We start from the raw sequence: 20477 nt of genomic DNA on the forward strand, positions 1-20477 counted from the left end.
TCTCTACAGACTATAGGTATTGCCGGGCTTTGCTTCAACAAGGCTGCATGTTTCGATACCGTCTGGCAGGACCCCCCTTTCATATGAAATCAAGTGCACCTATATTTTCACATGAAAGGAGGTGGCAGATGATTTCTTTCCCCGTTATCGCGCCGGGCCAGCCCTCGCGGGGTCAGGTGCTTGGCAAAGCCGCCCTGCGCGCAGCCGAGCGCCTGGGTCTTTCGGCGCGGCAATTCGCCCGGGTGACCGGCCTTTCAGAACCGGGTGTATCGCGGCTGAAACGCGGCGCTGCCGGGATCGAGGAAGGCAGCAAGTCCTTTGAACTCGCGGCGATGCTCGTGCGGCTCTACCGCTCGCTTGATGCGATCACTGGCGGCGATGAAGCGGTGGCGCGGGCCTGGATTTCGGCCCCGAATGACGTGCTCGGCGCGACACCGGCAGAAAAGATAACATCAGTTCAGGGACTTGTTGATGTCTGCGCCTATCTGGACAGCCGCCGCGCTCGGCTCTGAATGCCGGGGTTTTCAGGGGCGCGGCTGGCGCCTGGTCGAAGCACAGCACCTGGTCTCGACCCTGAAACTGGTGGACAGCCTCGCGGAACAGGCGCTGCTGGAAGACATTCTGGAAACCACCAAACCGCCGATGCCCGCCGCCTGTCAGGGGCTTGATTACCTGCTGGCCACCCCCTTTCGCTACCGCCCCTACCCGCATGGGTCGCGCTTTCGTCGTGCCGGGCTGACGCCGGGTGTCTGGTATGGCGCCGAGAAAGTGCAGACCGCCCTTGCGGAAATGGTATTCTACCGTTTCCTGTTTTACGCCGAGAGCCCAGCGACGCCCTTTCCCGACGGGCCGGCGGAATATACCGCATTTGCGGCCAAACTCGCGACCGCAAGGGCGGTTGATCTGACAGCGCCGCCGATGGCCGACCCGGCCTGGAGCCATCCGACCGATTACGCGCCCTGCCAGACGCTGGCCGAAGCGGCCCGCGAGGCTGGCGCAGAGATCATCCGCTACAGATCGGTGCGCGACCCGAAAGCCGGCGCCAATCTGGCGGTGCTCAGCTGCAGCGCCTTTGCTGCACCCGGGATCCAGGACCGCCAGACATGGCGCATCCGCCTCAGCCCCACCGGCGCGATGGCCTTGCGCGAACATCCGCGCCAGGGGATTGATTTTCCGCGGGAAAGCTTCACCGACCCGCGGCTGAGCGGCATGGTCTGGGATCGGCCCCGCGCCAGATAAAGGCCGGGCGGATCACTCAGCCGCGCGTTTTGGCAGGACCCAGCCCGGGCGCGGAAAATGACAGGTATAGCCGTTCGGCTGGCGCTCCAGATAATCCTGATGTTCGGGCTCGGCCTCCCAGAATTCGGAAACCCGCTCCACCTCGGTCACCACCGGGCCGGGCCAGAGGCCGGAGGCATCGACATCTTTGATCGTCTCAAGCGCCACCGCACGCTGATCCTCGCTCGCCCAATAGATCGCCGAGCGGTAGCTCGGGCCAAGGTCATTCCCCTGGCGGTCGCGGGTGGTCGGGTCATGGATCTGGAAAAACGCCTCCAAAATCTGGCGGTAGCTGATCCGGGCGGGGTCGAAAATCACCTCGATCGCCTCGGCATGGCGGCCATGATTGCGGTAGGTGGCATTGGGCACCTCGCCGCCGGTATAGCCGACACGGGTGTTCACCACCCCCGGCAGGCGGCGGAGCAGCTGCTGCATCCCCCAGAAGCAGCCCCCGGCCAGAACGGCACGTTCCTCAGTCATCTGTCTCTCCTTTCACGCACGACGTGTCACGCGACCGGCATCCGCGCCTCGGCCATGCCGGCAAGCCAGCTTGCACCAAAGGGTGCGGCCTCATCGTCGAAATTATACCCGGCCTGGTGCAGCGGCGCGGTATTGCCATTGCCGAGGAAGATATAGGCACCCGGGCGCTCCTGCAGCATATAGGAGAAGTCCTCTGCCGCCATCAAAGGCGCGGTTTCGGTATCAACTTCGGGTGAGATCGCCCGTGCCACCGCCGCCGCATGGGCGGTGGCATCCTCGTGGTTCACCGTCACCGGATAGCCACGGCGGAAATGGACATCGACCGTCGCGCCATAGGTCGCAGCCACGCCCGCGCAGATCTGGCGCAGCCGCGCTTCGATCATCGCCCGGACGCCCTCGTCCAGCGTACGCACGGTGCCCTTCATCACCACCTCTTCGGCCAGCACATTATAGGCGGTCGAATCGCTGTGGATCGTCGCGACCGAGACCACCGCCGATTGCAGCGGATCGGTGTTCCGGGACACGATGCTTTGCAGCGCCAGCACCAGATGCGACGCGACCACAGTGGTATCAATCGCCTCCTGCGGTTTTGCCGCATGGCCGCCGCGCCCGGTCAGGGTCAGCGAGAATTCATCCGACGCCGCCATGATCGCACCGGGGCGGATCGCGAAACGGCCAACCGGGATCCCCGGCATATTATGGAGCCCGTAGACCTCCTGGATGTTCCAGCGCTCCATCAGCCCGTCTTTGACCATAGCAAGACCGCCGCCACCGCCCTCTTCAGCCGGCTGGAAGATACAGACCACCGACCCATCAAAATTCCGCGTCCCGGCGAGGTATTTCGCAGCACCAAGCAGCATCGCGGTATGCCCGTCATGACCGCAGGCATGCATGATCCCGGGTGTCGCCGAGGCATATTCGAGGCCGGTTTTTTCATGAATCGGCAGCGCATCCATATCGGCGCGCAGGCCTACCACCCGGCCCGCGCTGTCCGAGCGCCCCCGGATCACCGCGACGACGCCAGAACGGCCGATCCCCTCGGTCACCTCGTCGCAGCCAAAGGCCCGGCACAGCTCTGCCACACGCCCGGCGGTGCGCGGCAGGTCATAATTCAGCTCGGGGTGCCGGTGAAAATCCTGGCGCCAGGCTTTGATCTCGGGGGCGAGTTCGGCGAAACGGTTCTTGACGGGCATATGCGTCTCCTTCGGCACGGAGTCTGATCTCCGGCGCGCGGAGGGGCAAGCCCCCGCCGCTTGCCATTCCGCCACTGTTCAAAGACCGGGGCAGATCAGGACCGGGATCCGTCAGAGACTGGGGCCCGGCACCAGTTTCGATCCGTCAGTAAACCGCGACAGACGGAAGCGGCGCATGTCATGGCCGATCTCTTCGCCCAGAACCATGCTGGCGATCACCCGGCCCATGCCCGGCCCGATGCCGAATCCATGACCGCAAAGCCCGGTCGCGATCACCAGGCCCGGCAGCTTCTCGGTCCGGTCAATCACCGGAACAACATCGGGCATGGTCTCGATCATCCCGGCCCAGCTGGCGGTCAGGCGCGGCTTGCCGATCTGCGGGAAGGCTTCGGCAAAGCGGGTCCGCAGCCGCTCCAGCGCCCTGCGATCGGGCGCAGGGTTCAGGATCCGCATCCGCTCGAACGGCGATTCGACATCGCCCTTCAGCCAGCGTGGCGTCGACCAGGCGTCGGGATAGCCCTTCGGCGCCATCGGTTGCAGGCTGGTCTGGCCGAAAGTGCGTTTCAGCAGTGGCCAATAGGTGCCGAATTCGCGGAAGGCATCGGGGCCGATCCAGAAATTCTGGTGGTCACCGGGGGCGAGCGTATAGCCGCCATCCTCGCGGCGGCGAAAGGCGAAATGGCTGTCCACAGCCGCGCCCGGGAAAAGATCCGGGAGAGGCTCGGTCGCCGCCACTGTCGCGCGAACGGAAAGCTGCGGGATCCTGACGCCATGCGCGCCAAGGAAAAGCCGCGACCAGGCACCAGCGGCAACCACGACCTGATCACAGGCGATGCGCCCGGCCTCGGTCACCACACCCGCGACCCGGCCCGCCGAAAGATCAAGGCAGCGCACCGCGCAATGCTCAACGATCACTACCCCCGCCTCGGCCGCCAGATCTGCCAGCACCGGCACCGCAACCCATGGCTCGGCCCGCGCATCCGAGGCCGTCCAGAGACCGCCGGTCCAGCCCGCTTTGGCCGACGGGACCAGATCCGCCACCTCGCGTGCGCTCAGCATCCGGCTGTCCACCCCCGAGCCCGCGACCGAATCGAGCCATGACCGGAACCCCGCCATGTCGCCTTCTTTATTGGCGAGATACAGAACACCGGTTTGCCGGAACCCGAGCCGCCCGCCCGTCCCGGCCGCAAGCTCGCGCCACAGCGCAAGGCTTTCCATCATGATCGGCAGTTCCGCCGGATCGCGCCCCTGCTGACGGATCCAGCCCCAGTTGCGGCTGGACTGCTCGCCCGCGATCAGCCCCTTTTCACACAAAACCACCCGCTGGCCCTTTTTCGCCAGCGCCCACGCGGTCATCACCCCGATGATACCGCCTCCGATCACCACCGTATCACAGACCGCCGGCAGCCGGCCCCGATGCCGGAGGGGGCTGTTTTCGTGGATGGGAAAACTCATTCTGCTTCTCCGCAAACGTCCAGACCCAGGTGTTCCGGCGGGCGCCTTTGCGGCAATGCCCGGGCCGGAGATCTGCACCGCATATCCGCCCGCTGCAGAAATGACGAGAAATGCGATGCGCCTTTATTCCGGATCTGCAGGTCCGGCAATCGATCCTCAGAATCGCACAAGATTTCAATTCCTCCGGCAGCACCAGACGAATTCATCCCTGTCTGATCGTTTTTGTGCAAGGCCTCTGAAACTGACCCCGGACCTAATCCACAGGACCGCATTTTCGATACCAGGAAAGGGGGCGTTCTGGTTTTCAGAACTCCCTCACAGTGACGGACCTGGGCCCCTCTGCACGTGCTGGCAGCGATGGAGCGAGAAAAGTGTATTTTCCCGATGATGCACGCTCGGAAGTCCAGTGCGGCGGTTCCGAAGCCGTTGATGCCGATATCCGCCCTGCCCGCCTCTTCATGATCGCTGGAAAGGCTCAGCGACTATACGGGAGCTGCTGCGCTCGTCGGCAATTTATCGAAGGCAGAATTGCCGCTTGTTGACCGGGGCTATGATCGCACCTGGTTCAGAGACGCATAGAAAGTCAGCACAATGACCGGGTCGGGACCAACACCGCGTGGCTCGGCGCCACAGATACCGGGCGCGGTAATGACACTGTGACCCTCGGTTCAGGCGAAACCTCGATGTTCAGGCGCGGTCATAACGCAGATACCGTCATCCTGACCGCTCCCGCAGACAGGAGGCAGGTCACCACCAGGGCGGCCTTCACCAGCGTTCTGTGGATCGATTTACCTGGCGGCCGGACCAAATCCACGGAACGTGACCTGGTCAACATCTATGCATTGGAAGCGGTGATCTGCAGCGCCGGGAATGACACGATCTGCGATGGTACTGGCGCCGACAGGTTCATGTTCCGGAAAATGGACGGCGTGACCCCACCTCATCACTGATTTCACGCGCGCCCCCGGGATGGCTGCCTTTATCCGGGCCAGCCTGGTTTCAGTGAAAGCTCTTCCGGATCCGGCGCAGGCCCAGCCAGACCAGCGCAAGCACCGGCACAACCAGCACAGCCGTCATCATCTCTTTCGACAGCCCGGCGAGTTTCCCCAGCGGATAGAGCGCGTAAGACGCAAGGCTCACCGCGTAATAGCTGATCGCAACCACCGAAAGCCCCTCGACCGTATGCTGCAGCCGGAGCGCCAGATCCGCGCGGCGGTCCATGCTTTCCAAAAGCCGCTGGTTCTGCGCCGAGCGGTCGACATCAACCCTTGTGCGCAAAAGCTCAGCGGCGCGTTCCGCCCGGGTCGACAGGGTTTCCAGCCGTGCCTGAGCCGATTTCACCGTCCGCATCGCCGGATCATAGCGGCGCATCATGAACTCGCCAAAGGTCTGCCGCCCTTCAAGCCGCTCTTCGCGCAACACCTGGATGCGCTGGTTCAGGATCGCCTCATAGGCGGCGGTCGCGCCAAAGCGGAATGAGACCCGCACTGCCAGCCGCTCCAGCTCGGAGGAAATCGACAACAGATCATGCAAAGCCGCCTCCGGCGCCGGCCCCTTGCCGCCGGTCGTATCCAGCCCCGAGACCAGCGCGGAAAGCCGCGGGTCCAGCTGGTTGAGCTTGCCCGACAGATCACGCGCCCGCAAAAGCCCCAGCATCGACATGGCGCGGTAGACCTCGATCTCGCACAGACGCTGTACGATCCGCCCAATGCGCCGACGCCCGGTGCCGGGGCGGATGAAGACCGCGAAGCGCATATTGCCCGCCGGATCGATGCGGAAATCACCGGCGATCACCGCAGCCCCGTCAACCACTTTCGACAAGGCAAGGCTTTCCGGCACGAACCAGTCCTCGCAGCGGGCGAAAAGTTCCCCCATGCTCGCGGGCATATGCTCGATGCGGATCAGCACCGAGGCAATCCGCCCGCCCGGCGCCGCCTGCACCCAGTCCTCGGGGAAAACTTCCGTCTCGACCGGGTCAAAGGGGCGCGACGAGACACCCGGCGTAAAGGCCGAATAGGTCACGAATTCAGTATGGCTTTCCCATTTCAACTCGGTCCGGCCAATCGGGCCCGAAAAATGCGTGGCATCCGGCTGCGGATGCGCGCCGCCATTGCGGTCGATCAGGTCGATCAGATGATCCCGGTCGCGGGCCCGGTCCCGCCCTGCAGCATCCACCGGCTCCTTGAAGGCCATCATCACAGCGGTACAGGGCAGATCCAGCGCCGGGAAAGGCCGGGCATGAAGCTCATTCACCGTGGCATAACGGAGCGGATGGTCGGTCACAGGAGGCATATCTTCGCTCATAAGTTGAGATCAGGCCGGGTTACGCCCGGGAGAACCGATACCGCCAGCACAAAGCCCGCATACCAGGGTATGCGGGCAATATGTTGCCGTAATGCCAGGGCTCTTCCGGCAGGCTGACGCCCACAGAGCGCCCGTCGCCAGCCGGTCAGGCGCGAATGGTGCCGTCGCCGGTCACAAGATATTTGAAGCTGCACAATTGTGCGGCCCCGACTGGCCCGCGCGCATGCATCTTGCCGGTGGCAATCCCGATCTCGCCGCCCATCCCGAACTCACCGCCATCGGCGAACTGGGTCGAGGCATTGCGCATCAGGATCGCCGAATCGAGCCGCTGGAAGAACCGCGCGGCCACGGCATCATCCTCGGTCAGAACCGCTTCGGTATGGTTCGATCCATAGCGACGGATATGGGCAATAGCGCCGTCCACCCCGTCAACCAGTTTGGCCGCGATGATCATATCAAGGAATTCGCGCCCGAAATCATCGGCTTGCGCCGCGACCGTGCCAGTGACCTGCAGCAATTCACTCTCGGTTCTGACCTCGACCCCGGCCTTCACCAGATCCTCGATCAGCACCGGCCCGTGTTTCGCGTAAAACGCCCGGTCGATCAGCAGGCATTCAGCCGAGCCACAGATCCCCGTCCGCCTGGTCTTCGCGTTCAGCACCACACGCCGCGCCTTTTCCAGATCCGCCGCGCCATCGGCATAGACATGGCAAATGCCTTCAAGATGCGCGAAAACCGGCACCCGCGCCTCACGCTGCACAAGCCCGACAAGGCCCTTGCCGCCCCGCGGCACAATCACGTCGATATAGTCCACTGCCGTCAGCATGGCAGAAACCATATCGCGGTCCCTGACCGGCACCAGCTGGATCGCGGCCTCCGGCAGCCCGGCCTTTTTCAGCCCCAGGACCATACAGGCATGAATCGCGCCCGAGGAATGGAAGCTCTCGGATCCACCGCGCAGAATGACGGCATTGCCGGCCTTCAGACATAAGGCCCCGGCATCCGCAGTGACATTGGGCCGGCTTTCATAGATCACGCCGACAACACCCAAAGGCGTCGCCACCCGCCGGATCTGCAGACCCGAGGGTCGGTCCCATTCCTCAAGCACACGGCCCACCGGATCCGGCTGCTGTGCCACCTCGCGCAGCGCGGCGGCGATCCCCGCCACGCGGGCGCTGTCCAGCCGCAGCCGGTCAAGCATGGCGGGGGAAATCCCCTTCTCGCGGGCGAAATCCATATCTTTCGCATTGGCCGCCAGGATCAGGTCAACGCCTGCGTCAATCGCATCGGCCGCCGCAAACAAACCCGCCGCCTTCTGCTCTGGTGGAGCAAATGCCAGTTCCGCCGCAGCCTCACGCGCCGCCGATCCAATCTGTGTCATCAGATCCGAAAACTGACCATCCATCGCCTCACCTCTTCGCCTTAAGCTCTTCCTTTTGACGCAAAAAACCGGGTCTGCCGCCATTTCCGCCGCCGGTCCAACGCAGCGGCAGCATCGGGGCAAAGCCCCGCGGCTTCCCCGCACCGTGTTACATCACCATATCATCGCGATGCACCAGAGCCGCCCGGCCCTGATAGCCAAGTATCGCCTCAATCTCGCCCGAGCGATGCCCGGCAATCGCCCGCGCCTCGTCAGATGTATAGCGGATCAGGCCCTTGCCAAGCGCTTCGCCCGATGGCCCGATGATCCCCACTGGCTCCCCGCGCCCGAACCGCCCCTCAACGGCGACCACCCCGGCCGGCAGCAGGCTCTTGCCCAGACGCAGCGCCTTCACCGCGCCCTCATCCACCCGGACCCGGCCCTTTTCCTTCATCGCATTGATCCAGCGCTTGCGTGCCGCCTGCGGATCGGCCTCGGCGACAAACCAGGTCCGGTTCGCCCCTTCGGCCAGCGCTTTCAGCGGCCGCAAGGGCGAGCCCTCCATGATTGCCATGGCGCAGCCCCCGGCAACGGCAGTCTTCGCCGCCATCAGCTTTGTCTTCATGCCGCCTTTGGAAAGACCCGAAATCGGATCCCCCGCCATCGCCTCAATCGCGGGCGTGATGTGATCGACCAGATCAAAGCGCACCGCCGTCGGATCCTCTTTCGGATTGGCGGAATAGAACCCGTCCACATCCGACAAAAGCACCAGCTGATCCGCCCCGGCCGTCACAGCGATCTGCGCCGCCAGCCGGTCATTGTCGCCAAAGCGGATCTCATCGGTCGCGACTGTGTCGTTTTCATTGACAATCGGCACGACGCCAAGCCCGAGCAGCGTCTCCATCGTCGCGCGGGAATTCAGATAACGGCGCCGGTCGGCAGTATCTTCCAGCGTCACAAGGATCTGCGCCGTGGTGATACCATGCGGTGCCAGCACCTCTTCATAAGCGCGCGCCAGCCGGATCTGCCCGACCGCCGCCGCCGCCTGGGCCTGTTCCAGCGACAGTTCGCCCGAAGCCGGCAGCCCCAGAACCATCCGCCCAAGCGCGATCGAGCCCGATGACACCAGCACAACCTGAGTGCCGCGAACCCGCGCCTCTGCCACATCCAGCGCCAGCGCAGACAACCAGGCCTGGCGCAGCCCTTTGGCGCGGTCGACCAGCAAGGCCGAGCCGATCTTCACCACAAGACGACGCGCGGCCCGGATATCGGGCGCCTGCAAAACGCTCACTCTGTCGCTCAGGGCTGCCACGGCCCGCTTTCCTCTTCTTCCACCCCGGTCATCCGGATCTCTGCCATCAGCGCCCGCAACACTTCGGTGATCCCCTTCTGTGCTGCGCCCGAAATCACATAGACCGGGCCGCCGCTCGCCTTTTCCAGCGCACGCCTGCGATCCGAGATCTGCTTTGTATCCATCGCATCGGTCTTGTTCAGCGCCAGAATACGGGGCTTGTCGCCGAGGATTTCGGAATAGGCCTCCAGCTCGCTGACAATCGTGCGGTAATCCTTGGTGATGGTCGATGACGTGCCATCGACCAGATGCAGCAGCACCTTGCAGCGCTCGACATGGGCGAGGAACTGCGTTCCAAGGCCACGTCCTTCTGACGCCCCCTCGATCAGCCCCGGAATATCGGCCATCACGAATTCCCGCCCGTCAATGCCGACCACACCAAGGTTCGGCACCAGGGTCGTGAACGGGTAATCCGCGATTTTTGGTCGCGCATTCGAAACGGCGGCGAGGAATGTCGACTTGCCCGCATTCGGCAGCCCCACGAGCCCCGCATCCGCGATCAGCTTCAGCCTGAGCCAGATCGTCCGCTCCACCCCGGGAATCCCCGGATTGGCCCGGTTCGGCGAGCGGTTGGTCGAGGATTTGAACTGCAGATTGCCCCAGCCGCCATTGCCGCCCTGGGCCAGCAGCACGCGCTGCCCCGGCTCGGTCAGATCCGCGAGCACGGTTTCCTCATCCTCGTCAAGGATCTCGGTCCCCAGCGGCACTTTCAGGATAATATCATCGCCGGATTTACCGGTCTTCTGACTGCCCATGCCATGCTGGCCATTCTTCGCAAAGAAATGCTGCTGGTAACGATAATCGATCAGCGTGTTCAGCCCCTCGACCGCCACCGCCCAGACCGAACCACCGCGCCCGCCATCGCCGCCATCCGGCCCACCGAATTCGATGAACTTCTCGCGCCGGAACGAGACACAGCCCGCGCCGCCGCCGCCCGAGCGGATATAGACTTTGGCAAGATCGAGGAATTTCATCTGGGCATCTTTCCGAACGGGCGTATGGCACTTTCCCTCCGCCGATACAGGAGAAGCGCCCCCACCTCAAGCGACGCGGCCCCTCCACGCGCCAACTGCCGCTTTCAACTGTCCAAAAATATCCCGGGGGGGCTGCCGCAGGCAGACGGGGGCAGCGCCCCCTGACCCGGCCAGCCCGGGATCACCCCGCCGGAACCCATATCACATCCCTTATCCGCGGCGCGCCCAGGGCCAGCATCACCAGCCGGTCAAACCCAAGCGCGCAGCCCGCGGCCGGCGGCATCAATGCCAGCGCCGCCAGAAAATCCTCGTCAATCGGATAGGTCTCGCCGTAAACCCGCGCCTTGATCGCCATCTCTTCCTCAAAGCGCGCGCGTTGTTCGACCGGATCGGTCAGTTCGCCGAACCCGTTCGCCAGTTCCACCCCGCAGGCATAGACCTCGAACCGCTCGGCCAGCCGCGCATCCCCCGGCACCCGCCGTGCCAGCGCCGCCTCACAGGCCGGATAATGATCGAGAACCGTCAGCCGCCCCAGCCCCAGATTCGGCTCGACCCGCTCCGAGAGCACCCGGCTGAACAGATCCGACCAGGTCTCGCCCGCCATATGGCGGATCCCTGCCCGGTCCATCTGCGCCGCCAGTGCCGCGGCATCGGTGACGCCCGCACCATCCATCGTTGCCATGAGCTCAATCCCGGCATAGCGCGAAAACGCCTCCGCGACGCTCAGGCGCTCAAAGGGCAGTGCCGGATCACAGACCCGGTCGCGAAACCGCAAAACCCCGTCCGGCTGCGCAAGCCGCACCCAGGCCGCGATATCCTCCATCAGCCGGGTGTAATCCTCGCCGACCCGGTACCATTCCAGCATGGTGAATTCCGGCTCATGCAAAGCCCCGCGCTCGCGATTGCGCCAGACATGCGAAAAGGCGTGAATGCGGGTCTCACCGGCCGCCAGCAGCCGCTTCATCGCAAATTCCGGCGAGGTATGCAGATACATCTCGCGCATGCCGCCATCATTGCCGATGGCGGTGGTGCGGAACGCGTGCAGATGCGCCTCATTCCCCGGGCTGACCTGCAGGCCCGCCGGGTCAATCTCGGTAAACCCCTCCTCCGCCAGCCAGGACCTGATCCGCGCCTGGATGCGGTTGCGCTCCAGCAAGGCCGGGCGCCGGTCCGCATGATGCGACGGCTGCCACCACTGATCCTGGCCCGGATTACGCATTTCGCCGTCTCTGCCGCCCATCTTCGCCATTCCTGCTGGAAATCTGACACATCATGCGCTAACCGGAGCGCAATCGCTGGCCGGAGCCTTCAGCCTTCCCGGTCGCGCATCCGCATATCAAAGGATATTCACCCGTGAAAGTCATCGCGTCATCGCTCCGCAAGGGCAATGTGGTTGAGGTAGACGGCAAGCTCTACGCCGTCCTTTCGGCCGAAACCTACCGCCCCGGCAAAGGCACCCCCACCACCTCCGTCGATATGCGCCGCATCTCGGACGGGGTGAAGGTCTCGGAACGCTGGAAGACCACAGACCAGGTCGAAAAGGCCACCGTGGACGAGCGCGATTACGACTTCCTCTATGAGGATGGCGAAGGTTTCCATTTCATGCAGCCCGAAAGCTATGACCAGGTCGTGGTCAGCGCCGATGTCATGGGCGACAGCAAGGTCTATCTGACCGAAGGCATGCGCTGCTACGTCAAGACCTATGAAGGCGCACCTATCGCCATCGAAGTGCCGCAGAAAATCACCGTCGAAATCGCCGAGACCGAGCCGGTGGTCAAAGGCCAGACCGCCTCTTCCTCCTATAAGCCTGCGATGACCACCTCGGGGCTGCGGGTGATGGTGCCGGCCCATATCGGCGCCGAGACCCGCATCGTCATCAATACCGATGACAATTCCTATGTGGAACGCGCGAAAGACTGATCGCGGGCTTGCGCCTGAGTATCGATAAAACCACTCCCCAAAGGGGCAGGGCCAGACGCCCTGCCCCTTTTCTCATACACCGCACCAAGAAGCTGAGCCGGACTGCTGCCGCCCCCGATCAGACGAGCGGCTCCGACCAGATGGCGTTAATCGGCGGCAGCATGCACGCGACGATCTCCTGTCCCTGCGGCAAGAGCCAGTCTATACCGGAGAACACGCCTTTCGCCCGATGACGGGCAGAGACCCGGAGAGGATGAACTGAATGACGCGCCCGCCTTATGCCTGGCCGGATCCTGACCGTGATTATGCCAATGGCGCTTTTATCGCAGATGCCGCGCTCTTCCCCGCCCGCTGGACAGAAATGGCCCGTGCCTTCCGCGACAGCCTTGGCACCCGGGCACACCCTGATCTGCCCTATGGAACCGGGCCACGCCAGTTCTATGATCTCTTCGAACCGGAAGGCACGGCACGGGGTACCGTCCTCTTCATTCATGGCGGTTACTGGATGGCCTTTGGCCGCGAGAGCTGGTCGCATCTGGCCGCCGGCCCGCTGGCACGGGGCTGGCGCGTGGTCATGCCGTCCTACAGCCTCGCCCCCGATGCAAGCATCACACAGATGGTGCAGGAAATGGCCGATCTCACCCGGCTGATACTGCAAGACCGCCCCGGCCCGCTCATCGCAACCGGTCATTCCGCCGGCGGGCAGCTTGCCGCACGCCTCGCCTGCACCGATCTCGCTTTGCCCATCGCCCGCACTGTCCCGATCTCGCCTCTCAGCGAACTCGGCCCGCTGATGGCCACGAAAATGAATGAGACGCTGGGGATCACCGAAGATGAGGCCGCCCGCGAAAGCCCCGCGCGCCTCCGGCGCGCCCCCGGCATTTCTGCCCATATCCATGTCGGCGCAGATGAGCGCCCCGCCTTCCTCGCTCAGGCCCGTATTCTCGCAGAGGAATGGTCCTGCCCCTGGTCAACAGCCGGGGGCAAACACCATTTCAACGTGCTCGACGCCCTCGCCGACCCAGGATCCGCGCTCACGAATACGCTTCTCGCGCTGTGATCTTCCTTCTGATCTGAACACGCCCGGGGGTTGAGGGGGGGCCTCTTCACCCTCGCCCGGCCCCGCAGGTCAGCCGCCGGCCATCCGTGCGACTGCGGCCAGAAAGCCCTCTGCCGTCACCACCCGCTCCGGCAGGTCGAGCCGCAAGAGCCGTTCGCCCGATGCGAGGACCAGCCCCGCCGGATCCAGCGCAATCGCCTTCCAGCGCCCTGCCGCTGCCCCGACACCAACGGCCAGCGCGCCAAGCCGGGACGGCACGGCATTCAGCTCCGCCAGAACCGCACCCTCAGCCGCGATCAGCCCCTCTGCCCCGGCAAGATCAATGCGATAGGCGTCGAACCCGATATCCGAGGCATTGCGCCCGGGGCCGCCGCCGACAGTGACGCCCAGAACCTCGATCCGGAACAGCGCCGCATCGGGGAGCTGCAGATAGAGCTTCGCTTTCGGAAACCGCGCCGCGTAGCGCGCGCTCAACGCCTCCATCCGCTCCGGCCCGACCCGCTTTGCATGACCGACAAGCGTCATCCTCGGCTGCGTCAGCGCATCCGGCCTGTCAAACCCCGCCAGCGCCAGCGAGATCCGGTCATCGGCTGCGATATTTCTTGCATGAAGCGCCAGCCGCGCCGTGAAAAACACCGGGCTGCCATCGTAATCGGGCAGGATATTGGTCACCACGCCATATGGAAAACCGCCGGGATCCAGCGTCGAGAGCGCGGCATTGCGGCTTTCGTGCAAAAGCCCCTGGCCCGCCCTTCGCGGATCGAATTCCGCAGCTGCGGCCGGATTGATTTCGATATCACGCGGGGTGATGGCGGCTTCACTGGCTGGCATTGGAGGTCTCCGCATAGCCTTTGGTCACAAATCCGCTGGCTGGAACTCGGGCTACGGCGCGGCGGACGATAGCCAGCCTGCGCCACAGGTGAAAGACCATATTGCGACCCCTGCGACAAATTGCTAGCGCAGAGCCAGTCCCTTGCCGCCAGCCGGTCCGGGCGGGGCCTTCGGGAAACGAAGCCCCCGTGACCGCGACAAAAGCGCGAGCCCCGAGCGGCCCCTGCAACAGATCCGCATCCTCTCGCGCTGACGCCCTGCCGCGCCAACGTTGAGACCTGCGGCGCGCATATAAAGCGGACAAATATGAAAAAGCTCGCAGGCCGCATCTGGCGGCTGACCAAAATCGCGCTCTCCGGCCCGGGGACATCGATTGCCCTTTTCACCTATTCCATCGTTCTGGGGCTGCAATTTTTCGGCGTCTGGATCTCGCTCCGGACCATCGCCTGGAACAAGGCCTTTTTCGATGCGCTCGAACAGATGAACGCCCCCGAGGCGATGCGTCAGATCGGGGTGTTCTTCGCGCTCACCATGACTTCGGTTGCGATTTTCCTCGTCGGAGAATGGCTGCGCAAACGGCTTTTGATGCGGCTGCGCAGCCGGCTGACCGCGCGCGCCCTGGACCTCTGGGTCGGGCGCCGAGCCTATTGGTATCTCAGGCCGGGATTCTCGGCAGTGCCGGTCGACAACCCTGACCAGCGCGTGGCCGAAGATTGCCGGCTTTTCGCCGAGAAGCTGCTGATCGAGACGCTTGATCTGATCTCGAACATCGTGGCGCTGGTCTCTTATGTCGCCCTGCTCTGGAGCCTTTCAGACTTCACTCTCAGCTTCAGCATCGCTGGATATGACATTGAACTTCATAGATATATGGTAATTCTTGCCTTTCTCTATGTGGCCATTTCTTCGCTTGCGACGCATTTCCTTGGCCGACCGCTGAAGACCCTGCTTTTCACCCAGGAAAAGCGCGAGGCCGATTTCCGCCATGCCCTGGTCCAGCTGCGGGAAGAGGCCAGCCCGATTGCGCAATCGGGGGGCGAAGCGGCCGAGACGCGGCGGCTCTTGCGGCTTTTCGGCGTATTGCGTGTCAACTGGAACCAGCTGATCCGGCGCGAATTCATCTTCGGCCTTTTCTCGCGCAGCTATTTCCAGACCGTGCTGCGGGTGCCGACATTCTTTGCCCTGCCGGCCTATTTCGCGGGGGCGGTGACCCTTGGCGGGCTGATGCAACTTGCGGCGGCGTTCTCGAATGTCGTCACAACGCTGAGCTGGTTCATCTTTTCCTACCGCGATCTGGCGCAGTTCGTGGCCGTATCCGAGCGTCTCGATGGCCTTTTCGCCGCAACGGCGCAGCCAGAACTGCGCCCGGAACCACCCCAGGCGATCACCCGCGCCGCAACAGAGGATGGCACGCTGCATCTGCGCGGGCTGCGCCTTTTCACCCCTGAGGGACGCGCGCTGGCGCCGGTTCCGGATCTGACCCTTGCACGCGGGGAACGGCTTTGGATCACGGGGGCGTCCGGCCAGGGCAAAAGCACACTTGTCGCCGCGATCACCGGCCTCTGGCCCTATGGCGAGGGCCAGATCGGGCTGCCCGCCGATGCCCCGACCGTCCTGTCGCAAGAACCGCGCCTCTTCCCGGAAAGCCTCGCCGCCGCCGCCTGCTACCCGCTGGACCCGGCAAAGTGCGACCCTGTGCAGATCGAAGCCGCGCTGCGCCTGACCGGGCTTGGCACTGTCGCGCCCGAGCTGCCCCTAAAGGCGCTGTCGGGCGGCGAGCGGCAGCGGCTCGGCTTTGCGCGGCTTTTGCTGGCGCGGCCCGGTTTTGTCATCCTGGACGAGTCGACCAGCGCCCTTGATGCGGCCGCAGCCGAGGAAATGCTGGCGCTTTTGTGCCGTGAACTGCCGGAGGCGACGATCCTTTGTGTCTCACATGATGAGCCAAAGGCGCTTGGAACCTGTCAGCACCTGACGCTGGGCTGATACCAGCCTGTGAAAAGGCCGGCCCCGCATGACAGGGCCGGCCCGTTATCTGTCCTGAAAACTGATCAGAACCGCGCGGTCATCCCCACGATAAAGGTCCGGCCACGCCCGGATTCAGACCGGTAATTGTTCAGCCCCGAACCGGCATAGCCATAGGTCTTGTCGGTGATATTCTCGACCGAGAAGAAGGCCTGCACCGTGTCATTTACCTTATAGCTGCCATAGAGATCCCAGAGGTCATAGGCAGCGGTCTCCTGCCAGCCATTAAAGAACTCGGCCTCTTTGCCGGTGCCGACATAGCGATATTGCGCGCCGAGTTGCAGCCGCTGATCCAGGAGCCGCACGCCGAAATCGACGGTCGCCACGCGGTCAGGCTGGATCGAGCCTTCCCCATTGCCGCCACCGGTGCCGAAGCCCGTCGGCACATCATCGGTCTTGCTGTCGGAATAGCCGATATTGGCGTAATAGAGCCCGGCATCATAAGAGCCCTCGATCTCGACGCCATGGCTTTTCACCGTGCCATCGGTGTTCACCCAGCGAACCACACCGCCCTGCAGATCATTGACGATGTAGTTTTTGATCCGGTTGTTGAAGTAGCCAACCTTCAGCCGCACCTGGTCCTCGGCACTGAACAGCCCGTCACGCCGCCAGTTCACGCCCAGATCAACGCCTTTCGACAGTTCCGGCTTCAGATCCAGATTGTTATTGTTCGAGCTGCCGACACCCGTGTTGAACGGCACATTGGCGTAGAACACCTCATGAGAGCTTGGCGGCCGGAAGGTGTGGGAATAGGTGCCGTAAAGCTCGATCTCCGGCGTCAGATCGAAGGAGAGGCCGAGCTTCGGCAGCACTTCACCGCCCGAGCGTTCAACATATTCATTCGCAGGGGCCGTCCGGGTGCCCGAAACTTCCCAATGGTCATAGCGCAGACCACCGATCAGGCTCCAACGGCCAAAATCGGCCACCGCTTCGGAAAACAGCGAAGATTTATCGAGCGTTCCCGGATGGTTGCCACCGCGCCGCTCATAGGTTCTGAAGTCGTTTTGCTGCCAGCTGACGCCGAAGGTCAGATCAAGGTTCACGCCATTCGACAGATCGACATTGGCGTGGTTTGTCAGGCTCGCCCCTTTGGTGACATCCGCGGTGCGCCGCCCGGTATAGCCACCGGTCGAGCCGGGGCGGTAATTCAGCTCTTCCTCATTATGGAACAGCTCGAGATCAAGGTTGATCCACTGATTGTCCGGCCGCCATTTCCAGGACAGCGTGTCGGTCTGATTGTCGATATCCCAATTGTAATTCGAGTTGATGAACTGGTTGCGATACCAGCGGGTGCCGAACGCGAATGTATGTTCGGAATTCGGCTTGACCTCGAATTTCACCAGCCCGCCCTTTGGCGAATTCGAGGCGCCCTTGCCCGCGACCACGATCCCGTCGCCATTCTCGTAATCGCTTTGCGAGGTATGGGCGATTGCGGCCATCACATTGACCTCACCCTCACCGCCCCAGAGGCCGGTAAAGCGCTGCCCGTAAGCCAGCATCCCCGACTGGTCATAGCCGTTCGAGCCGCCCTTGAGCCGCAGCATCCCGCCCCGCGTCTCGCCCTCAAGCACGACATCATCAATCGCGAGCGTGCGGAAATTCGCAGCCCCGGACAGGGTGCCCGAACCATGCGCCCCCGAAACCGGGCCGCGCACCACTTCGACCGCGCCGGTCAGCTCGGGGTGAACATAGAGCATCGAGCCGCCAGACGCCTCATGGCCGCCGATATTCTTGAAGGTCTGCGGCACGCCGTCGATCATGGCGGTGACCCGGCCATAGCCGCTCATGCCACGAATATTGACCTCGATCCCCGGCTGGTTGGCCTGCTGGCGGGAAAAAACGCCGGGGATTGCGCGCAAGGCGGTCTGGGCATTGCCGGAATAGCGGCCGAGGATATCGGCACCGGAAATCGCGCTGACCGGCGCGGGCGTGTCATAGACCGCATCGCCCGCGACGCCGAGCGTGAGCCCTTCGCCGGTCAGGAAGATGGTGCCCAGGTTATGCGGCGTTGCCGTGCTGGTCTCGTCTTCACCTGTCGTCTGCGCGGTGACGGAAAGCGGGTATTGCGCCAGGATGCTGCTGCCCAGCAAAAGCGCGAGGAAACGGGTCGAGAAAAGGCGCGGATATGCGCCATGATGATAGGACATTGCTGTCTCCGGATCTGTCTCAGGGAAATGACGTCCCCTGGATCGCCGGAGCCACGGATATCCTGGCCCAACTGTCTCGGATCTGGTCGGATGCCCGGCGCATCACGCCCGGGCGCCAGCGTTTTAGGAAATAGTCACGCCCGGGGCAATGCGGCAGCGTGCAATTATTAAACAGAGATTAAGGTTTCCCCCGAAATTGCGGCATCGCTGCCACGGCAGGCAGTACCCCCCGGGCCTGGACGCTCAGCCCCGCGAGCATCGCGCGCAGCTCTGCCCGGCTGGTGACGCGCTGCGGAAACCAGATCCGGTGCAGCGCGCGTTCAGCCGCCAGGTCGATCCCCTCGGGGTCTATGGTCGCGATCCGCCAGCGCCCGCGTGCGCCGCCCGCCTTCGCGGTCAGAAAGGCAAAACTCTCGCGGTCGGCCTGGAGGCGGGTGATCTCTTCGGCCTCATTGCGCATCAGATCATCGGCACCGGCAAGGTCGCAGCGCAGATCCGCCACCGTCAGCAGATCGGTATTGCGCGCAGCCCCACCATTGAAATGGATCCCCTCGACCGCCACCCGGAAAAACATGGTATCTTTCAGAGGGATATAGGCCGAGGCCTTGGCAAAGCGGCGCCGGTAGCGTTCCCCCGCGATGCGCGCGGCCTCGCCTTCCAGCCGCAGCGCGCGCCCGACCAGCGTCATCCGCCTTTCGCTGACCACATCCAGCCCCTCGGCCTGCGCCAGCGTCATCGAGATCCGCGGATCGGCGAGGATATTGCGTGCATGCAGCGAGATCCCGGCCGCATAGAACAGCGGGCTGCCATCGGGTTCCACCGAGAGATTGGTCACCGTGCTGTAAGGATAGCCGCTGTGCTGATCCAGCGTCGCCAGCGCAATGCTGCGGCAGCTGCGCAAGAGATCACGCGCCATCTGGCGGGCATCGAAAGGCGCGGCGGCGGTCTGATTGATCGGCACGCGGCGCGGGGTGATGGCGCTGGCGCACATGGTTCACTCTCCGGCAGGTCGGTCCGCTTGCCGGATGGCTGGCATCTGCCCGAACCCTATCCCGGAGACGGCGCCTGCTTCAAGCCCTTCCGGAGCCCGTGCCCTGCAGGTGAGGAAAGGTTCTTGCCGCCGCCCTGAATCTTACTGGCAGTGGTTGCCACGAGCCTGTTGAACCAGTGATACTCCTCGCCCCGAAGAGAATGGGCCTGTTCCATCGCGCGATCCGGCAGAACGATATGCTCTCTTTTTGCTATTCGTTCAGCCGACGGCTTTGCTCCCGATGCTTCCGAGGGCGTTTTATCTGTTCGTGATGGCGATCCGGATCAGGATTTCTGCGGTCCGCCGATCGGAGTTGCGCGAGCCGATGCCCTTGGCGTTGGCCTTGAGGCAATGCATGCATGCGTCGCCCCTGTTACGGATGTGACATCTGGCTGAACGCTTGCAGCTGGCCCGTGCCAGGCGCCGCGTCTCATGCAGGATGGCGATACGGATGCGGGCGGCGCGAGCCTGAAGCAATGCTAAGATTCAGATTTCACACCATGAATCCGTCTTACCGATAAGTGCAACAACATCCCGTGGCGCAATCATGCCCCCGAATTTGCGGCCCGGCACACAATTTTCAGATCAGCCGCGACCGGCACAAATTTCTCCGCGATCCCGGTATCGCGGGCGGTTTCTATCGCAGGGTCTTTCTGGATTGGCGATAGGTCCGGCAGCCTTAATCTGAAATCGGATAGCACAGATGCATCTTATGGCGCCAAAGGGTGTTTTCCAGCCCAGCCTCACCCGTTCCAATGCTGTCACTGCATCGCCACGGAAGGGATTCATTCGTGCCGTCTGACACCCGAATTGGCAGAATCCTGCGGATCATCGCCTTGTTCCGGATGGTATTTTCCGGATCGCAAGAACAGGTGCCTGACCCAGGCCGGGATCACACCGGACAATCTCCGGATGGTCGAAAGCACCATAACCCGCGCAGAGCATCGTGCAACGGGTGCAAAAGTGGGGCTGCTGACAGGAGGCTCCTGTACGTTCGGGAGGTGGCTTTCGGTTAGGATCCTTCGACCTTCGTCAATGGCGCTGGCCGCCCGTTGGGGGCCGGGATCACGCCCGG

17 protein-coding genes and 1 pseudogene are annotated in these 20477 nt (G+C 63.5%); 7 read left to right on the forward strand and 11 right to left on the reverse strand.

Annotation, left to right across the window (positions count from 1 at the left end):
• The first annotated feature begins 128 nt into the window (after positions 1-128).
• Together BLW25_RS07240 and BLW25_RS07245 are read left to right on the forward strand one after the other, a co-directional pair.
• Positions 129-512 carry an MbcA/ParS/Xre antitoxin family protein gene (locus tag BLW25_RS07240; RefSeq protein ID WP_092897725.1) on the forward strand — a complete coding sequence of 128 codons (384 nt, stop codon included), beginning with the start codon at positions 129-131 and terminating at the stop codon, positions 510-512.
• Positions 472-1239 carry an RES family NAD+ phosphorylase gene (locus tag BLW25_RS07245; RefSeq protein ID WP_092897727.1) on the forward strand — a complete coding sequence of 256 codons (768 nt, stop codon included), beginning with the start codon at positions 472-474 and terminating at the stop codon, positions 1237-1239. The genes BLW25_RS07240 and BLW25_RS07245 overlap by 41 nt, the downstream gene beginning before the upstream one ends.
• A 12-nt stretch (positions 1240-1251) precedes the next feature.
• Here BLW25_RS07245 and msrA read toward each other — a convergent pair whose 3' ends face one another.
• From msrA to BLW25_RS07260, 3 genes are all read right to left on the reverse strand, one after another.
• Positions 1252-1758 (reverse strand): peptide-methionine (S)-S-oxide reductase MsrA, encoded by a 507-nt coding sequence (gene msrA / locus BLW25_RS07250; RefSeq protein WP_092897729.1) that lies wholly within the window; start codon positions 1756-1758, stop codon positions 1252-1254.
• A 26-nt stretch (positions 1759-1784) separates the two neighbouring features.
• Positions 1785-2951 carry a M20 aminoacylase family protein gene (locus BLW25_RS07255; protein ID WP_092897731.1) on the reverse strand — a complete coding sequence of 389 codons (1167 nt, stop codon included), beginning with the start codon at positions 2949-2951 and terminating at the stop codon, positions 1785-1787.
• Between the two features lie 111 nt (positions 2952-3062).
• Entirely contained in the window at positions 3063-4406 is a 1344-nt protein-coding gene (locus BLW25_RS07260; protein WP_092897733.1) for an NAD(P)/FAD-dependent oxidoreductase, read from the reverse strand.
• A 428-nt stretch (positions 4407-4834) separates the two neighbouring features.
• Here BLW25_RS07260 and BLW25_RS23920 point away from each other — a divergent pair.
• Positions 4835-4982: pseudogene (locus BLW25_RS23920) on the forward strand (IS5/IS1182 family transposase); the annotation flags it as partial.
• Between the two features lie 80 nt (positions 4983-5062).
• Complete coding sequence (locus BLW25_RS07265; protein ID WP_143040463.1) at positions 5063-5356, forward strand: hypothetical protein; 294 nt, start codon at positions 5063-5065, stop codon at positions 5354-5356.
• 49 nt (positions 5357-5405) lie between these two features.
• On the opposite strand, the gene BLW25_RS07270 is transcribed toward BLW25_RS07265, so the two are convergent.
• The 5 genes from BLW25_RS07270 to epmA form a co-directional block, all read right to left on the reverse strand.
• Entirely contained in the window at positions 5406-6698 is a 1293-nt protein-coding gene (locus BLW25_RS07270) for a DUF3422 family protein (RefSeq protein WP_092901679.1), read from the reverse strand.
• 157 nt (positions 6699-6855) lie between these two features.
• Positions 6856-8115, reverse strand: coding sequence for a glutamate-5-semialdehyde dehydrogenase (locus BLW25_RS07275; RefSeq protein ID WP_092897737.1), 1260 nt, complete (start codon positions 8113-8115; stop codon positions 6856-6858).
• Positions 8116-8239: 124 nt separating this feature from the next.
• Complete coding sequence (gene proB, locus BLW25_RS07280) at positions 8240-9361, reverse strand: glutamate 5-kinase (protein ID WP_394328425.1); 1122 nt, start codon at positions 9359-9361, stop codon at positions 8240-8242.
• Between the two features lie 8 nt (positions 9362-9369).
• Entirely contained in the window at positions 9370-10395 is a 1026-nt protein-coding gene (gene obgE / locus BLW25_RS07285) for a GTPase ObgE (RefSeq protein ID WP_092897739.1), read from the reverse strand.
• Between the two features lie 181 nt (positions 10396-10576).
• Positions 10577-11635, reverse strand: a complete 1059-nt coding sequence (gene epmA / locus BLW25_RS07290) for an EF-P lysine aminoacylase EpmA (protein ID WP_253188271.1) — start codon at positions 11633-11635, stop codon at positions 10577-10579.
• A gap of 113 nt (positions 11636-11748) precedes the next feature.
• Here epmA and efp point away from each other — a divergent pair, with 113 nt between their 5' ends.
• Together efp and BLW25_RS07300 are read left to right on the forward strand one after the other, a co-directional pair.
• Positions 11749-12315 (forward strand): elongation factor P, encoded by a 567-nt coding sequence (gene efp, locus BLW25_RS07295; protein WP_092897741.1) that lies wholly within the window; start codon positions 11749-11751, stop codon positions 12313-12315.
• 262 nt (positions 12316-12577) lie between these two features.
• Positions 12578-13375 (forward strand): alpha/beta hydrolase, encoded by a 798-nt coding sequence (locus tag BLW25_RS07300; RefSeq protein ID WP_092897743.1) that lies wholly within the window; start codon positions 12578-12580, stop codon positions 13373-13375.
• Positions 13376-13444: 69 nt separating this feature from the next.
• On the opposite strand, the gene BLW25_RS07305 is transcribed toward BLW25_RS07300, so the two are convergent.
• Entirely contained in the window at positions 13445-14206 is a 762-nt protein-coding gene (locus tag BLW25_RS07305; RefSeq protein ID WP_092897745.1) for a HugZ family pyridoxamine 5'-phosphate oxidase, read from the reverse strand.
• Positions 14207-14512: 306 nt separating this feature from the next.
• On the opposite strand from BLW25_RS07305, the gene BLW25_RS07310 reads away from it, so the two are divergent.
• Positions 14513-16186: an ABC transporter ATP-binding protein/permease gene (locus tag BLW25_RS07310; RefSeq protein WP_092897747.1), complete on the forward strand. Its 1674-nt coding sequence runs from the start codon at positions 14513-14515 to the stop codon at positions 16184-16186.
• 65 nt (positions 16187-16251) lie between these two features.
• Here the strand turns inward: BLW25_RS07310 and BLW25_RS07315 are convergent, their stop codons facing one another.
• Both BLW25_RS07315 and BLW25_RS07320 read right to left on the reverse strand, forming a co-directional pair.
• The gene (locus tag BLW25_RS07315) at positions 16252-18372 is read right to left on the reverse strand and encodes a TonB-dependent receptor domain-containing protein (RefSeq protein ID WP_092897749.1); all 2121 of its coding nucleotides are present in this window, start codon (positions 18370-18372) and stop codon (positions 16252-16254) included.
• Positions 18373-18550: 178 nt separating this feature from the next.
• Positions 18551-19363, reverse strand: a complete 813-nt coding sequence (locus tag BLW25_RS07320) for a HugZ family pyridoxamine 5'-phosphate oxidase (RefSeq protein ID WP_092897751.1) — start codon at positions 19361-19363, stop codon at positions 18551-18553.
• Positions 19364-20477: the final 1114 nt, after the last annotated feature.

This window comes from Rhodobacter sp. 24-YEA-8 (assembly GCF_900105075.1).
Lineage (GTDB): Bacteria > Pseudomonadota > Alphaproteobacteria > Rhodobacterales > Rhodobacteraceae > Pseudogemmobacter.

Coding starts and splice junctions, on each gene's coding strand:
- BLW25_RS07240 (WP_092897725.1), top strand. CDS start 129: ATGATTTCTTTCCCCGTTATCGCGCCGGGCCAGCCCTCGCGGGGTCAG.
- BLW25_RS07245 (WP_092897727.1), top strand. CDS start 472: ATGTCTGCGCCTATCTGGACAGCCGCCGCGCTCGGCTCTGAATGCCGG.
- msrA (WP_092897729.1), bottom strand. CDS start 1,758: ATGACTGAGGAACGTGCCGTTCTGGCCGGGGGCTGCTTCTGGGGGATG.
- BLW25_RS07255 (WP_092897731.1), bottom strand. CDS start 2,951: ATGCCCGTCAAGAACCGTTTCGCCGAACTCGCCCCCGAGATCAAAGCC.
- BLW25_RS07260 (WP_092897733.1), bottom strand. CDS start 4,406: ATGAGTTTTCCCATCCACGAAAACAGCCCCCTCCGGCATCGGGGCCGG.
- BLW25_RS07270 (WP_092901679.1), bottom strand. CDS start 6,698: ATGCCTCCTGTGACCGACCATCCGCTCCGTTATGCCACGGTGAATGAG.
- BLW25_RS07275 (WP_092897737.1), bottom strand. CDS start 8,115: ATGGATGGTCAGTTTTCGGATCTGATGACACAGATTGGATCGGCGGCG.
- obgE (WP_092897739.1), bottom strand. CDS start 10,395: ATGAAATTCCTCGATCTTGCCAAAGTCTATATCCGCTCGGGCGGCGGC.
- epmA (WP_253188271.1), bottom strand. CDS start 11,635: ATGGGCGGCAGAGACGGCGAAATGCGTAATCCGGGCCAGGATCAGTGG.
- BLW25_RS07300 (WP_092897743.1), top strand. CDS start 12,578: ATGACGCGCCCGCCTTATGCCTGGCCGGATCCTGACCGTGATTATGCC.
- BLW25_RS07305 (WP_092897745.1), bottom strand. CDS start 14,206: ATGCCAGCCAGTGAAGCCGCCATCACCCCGCGTGATATCGAAATCAAT.
- BLW25_RS07310 (WP_092897747.1), top strand. CDS start 14,513: ATGAAAAAGCTCGCAGGCCGCATCTGGCGGCTGACCAAAATCGCGCTC.
- BLW25_RS07315 (WP_092897749.1), bottom strand. CDS start 18,372: ATGTCCTATCATCATGGCGCATATCCGCGCCTTTTCTCGACCCGTTTC.
- BLW25_RS07320 (WP_092897751.1), bottom strand. CDS start 19,363: ATGTGCGCCAGCGCCATCACCCCGCGCCGCGTGCCGATCAATCAGACC.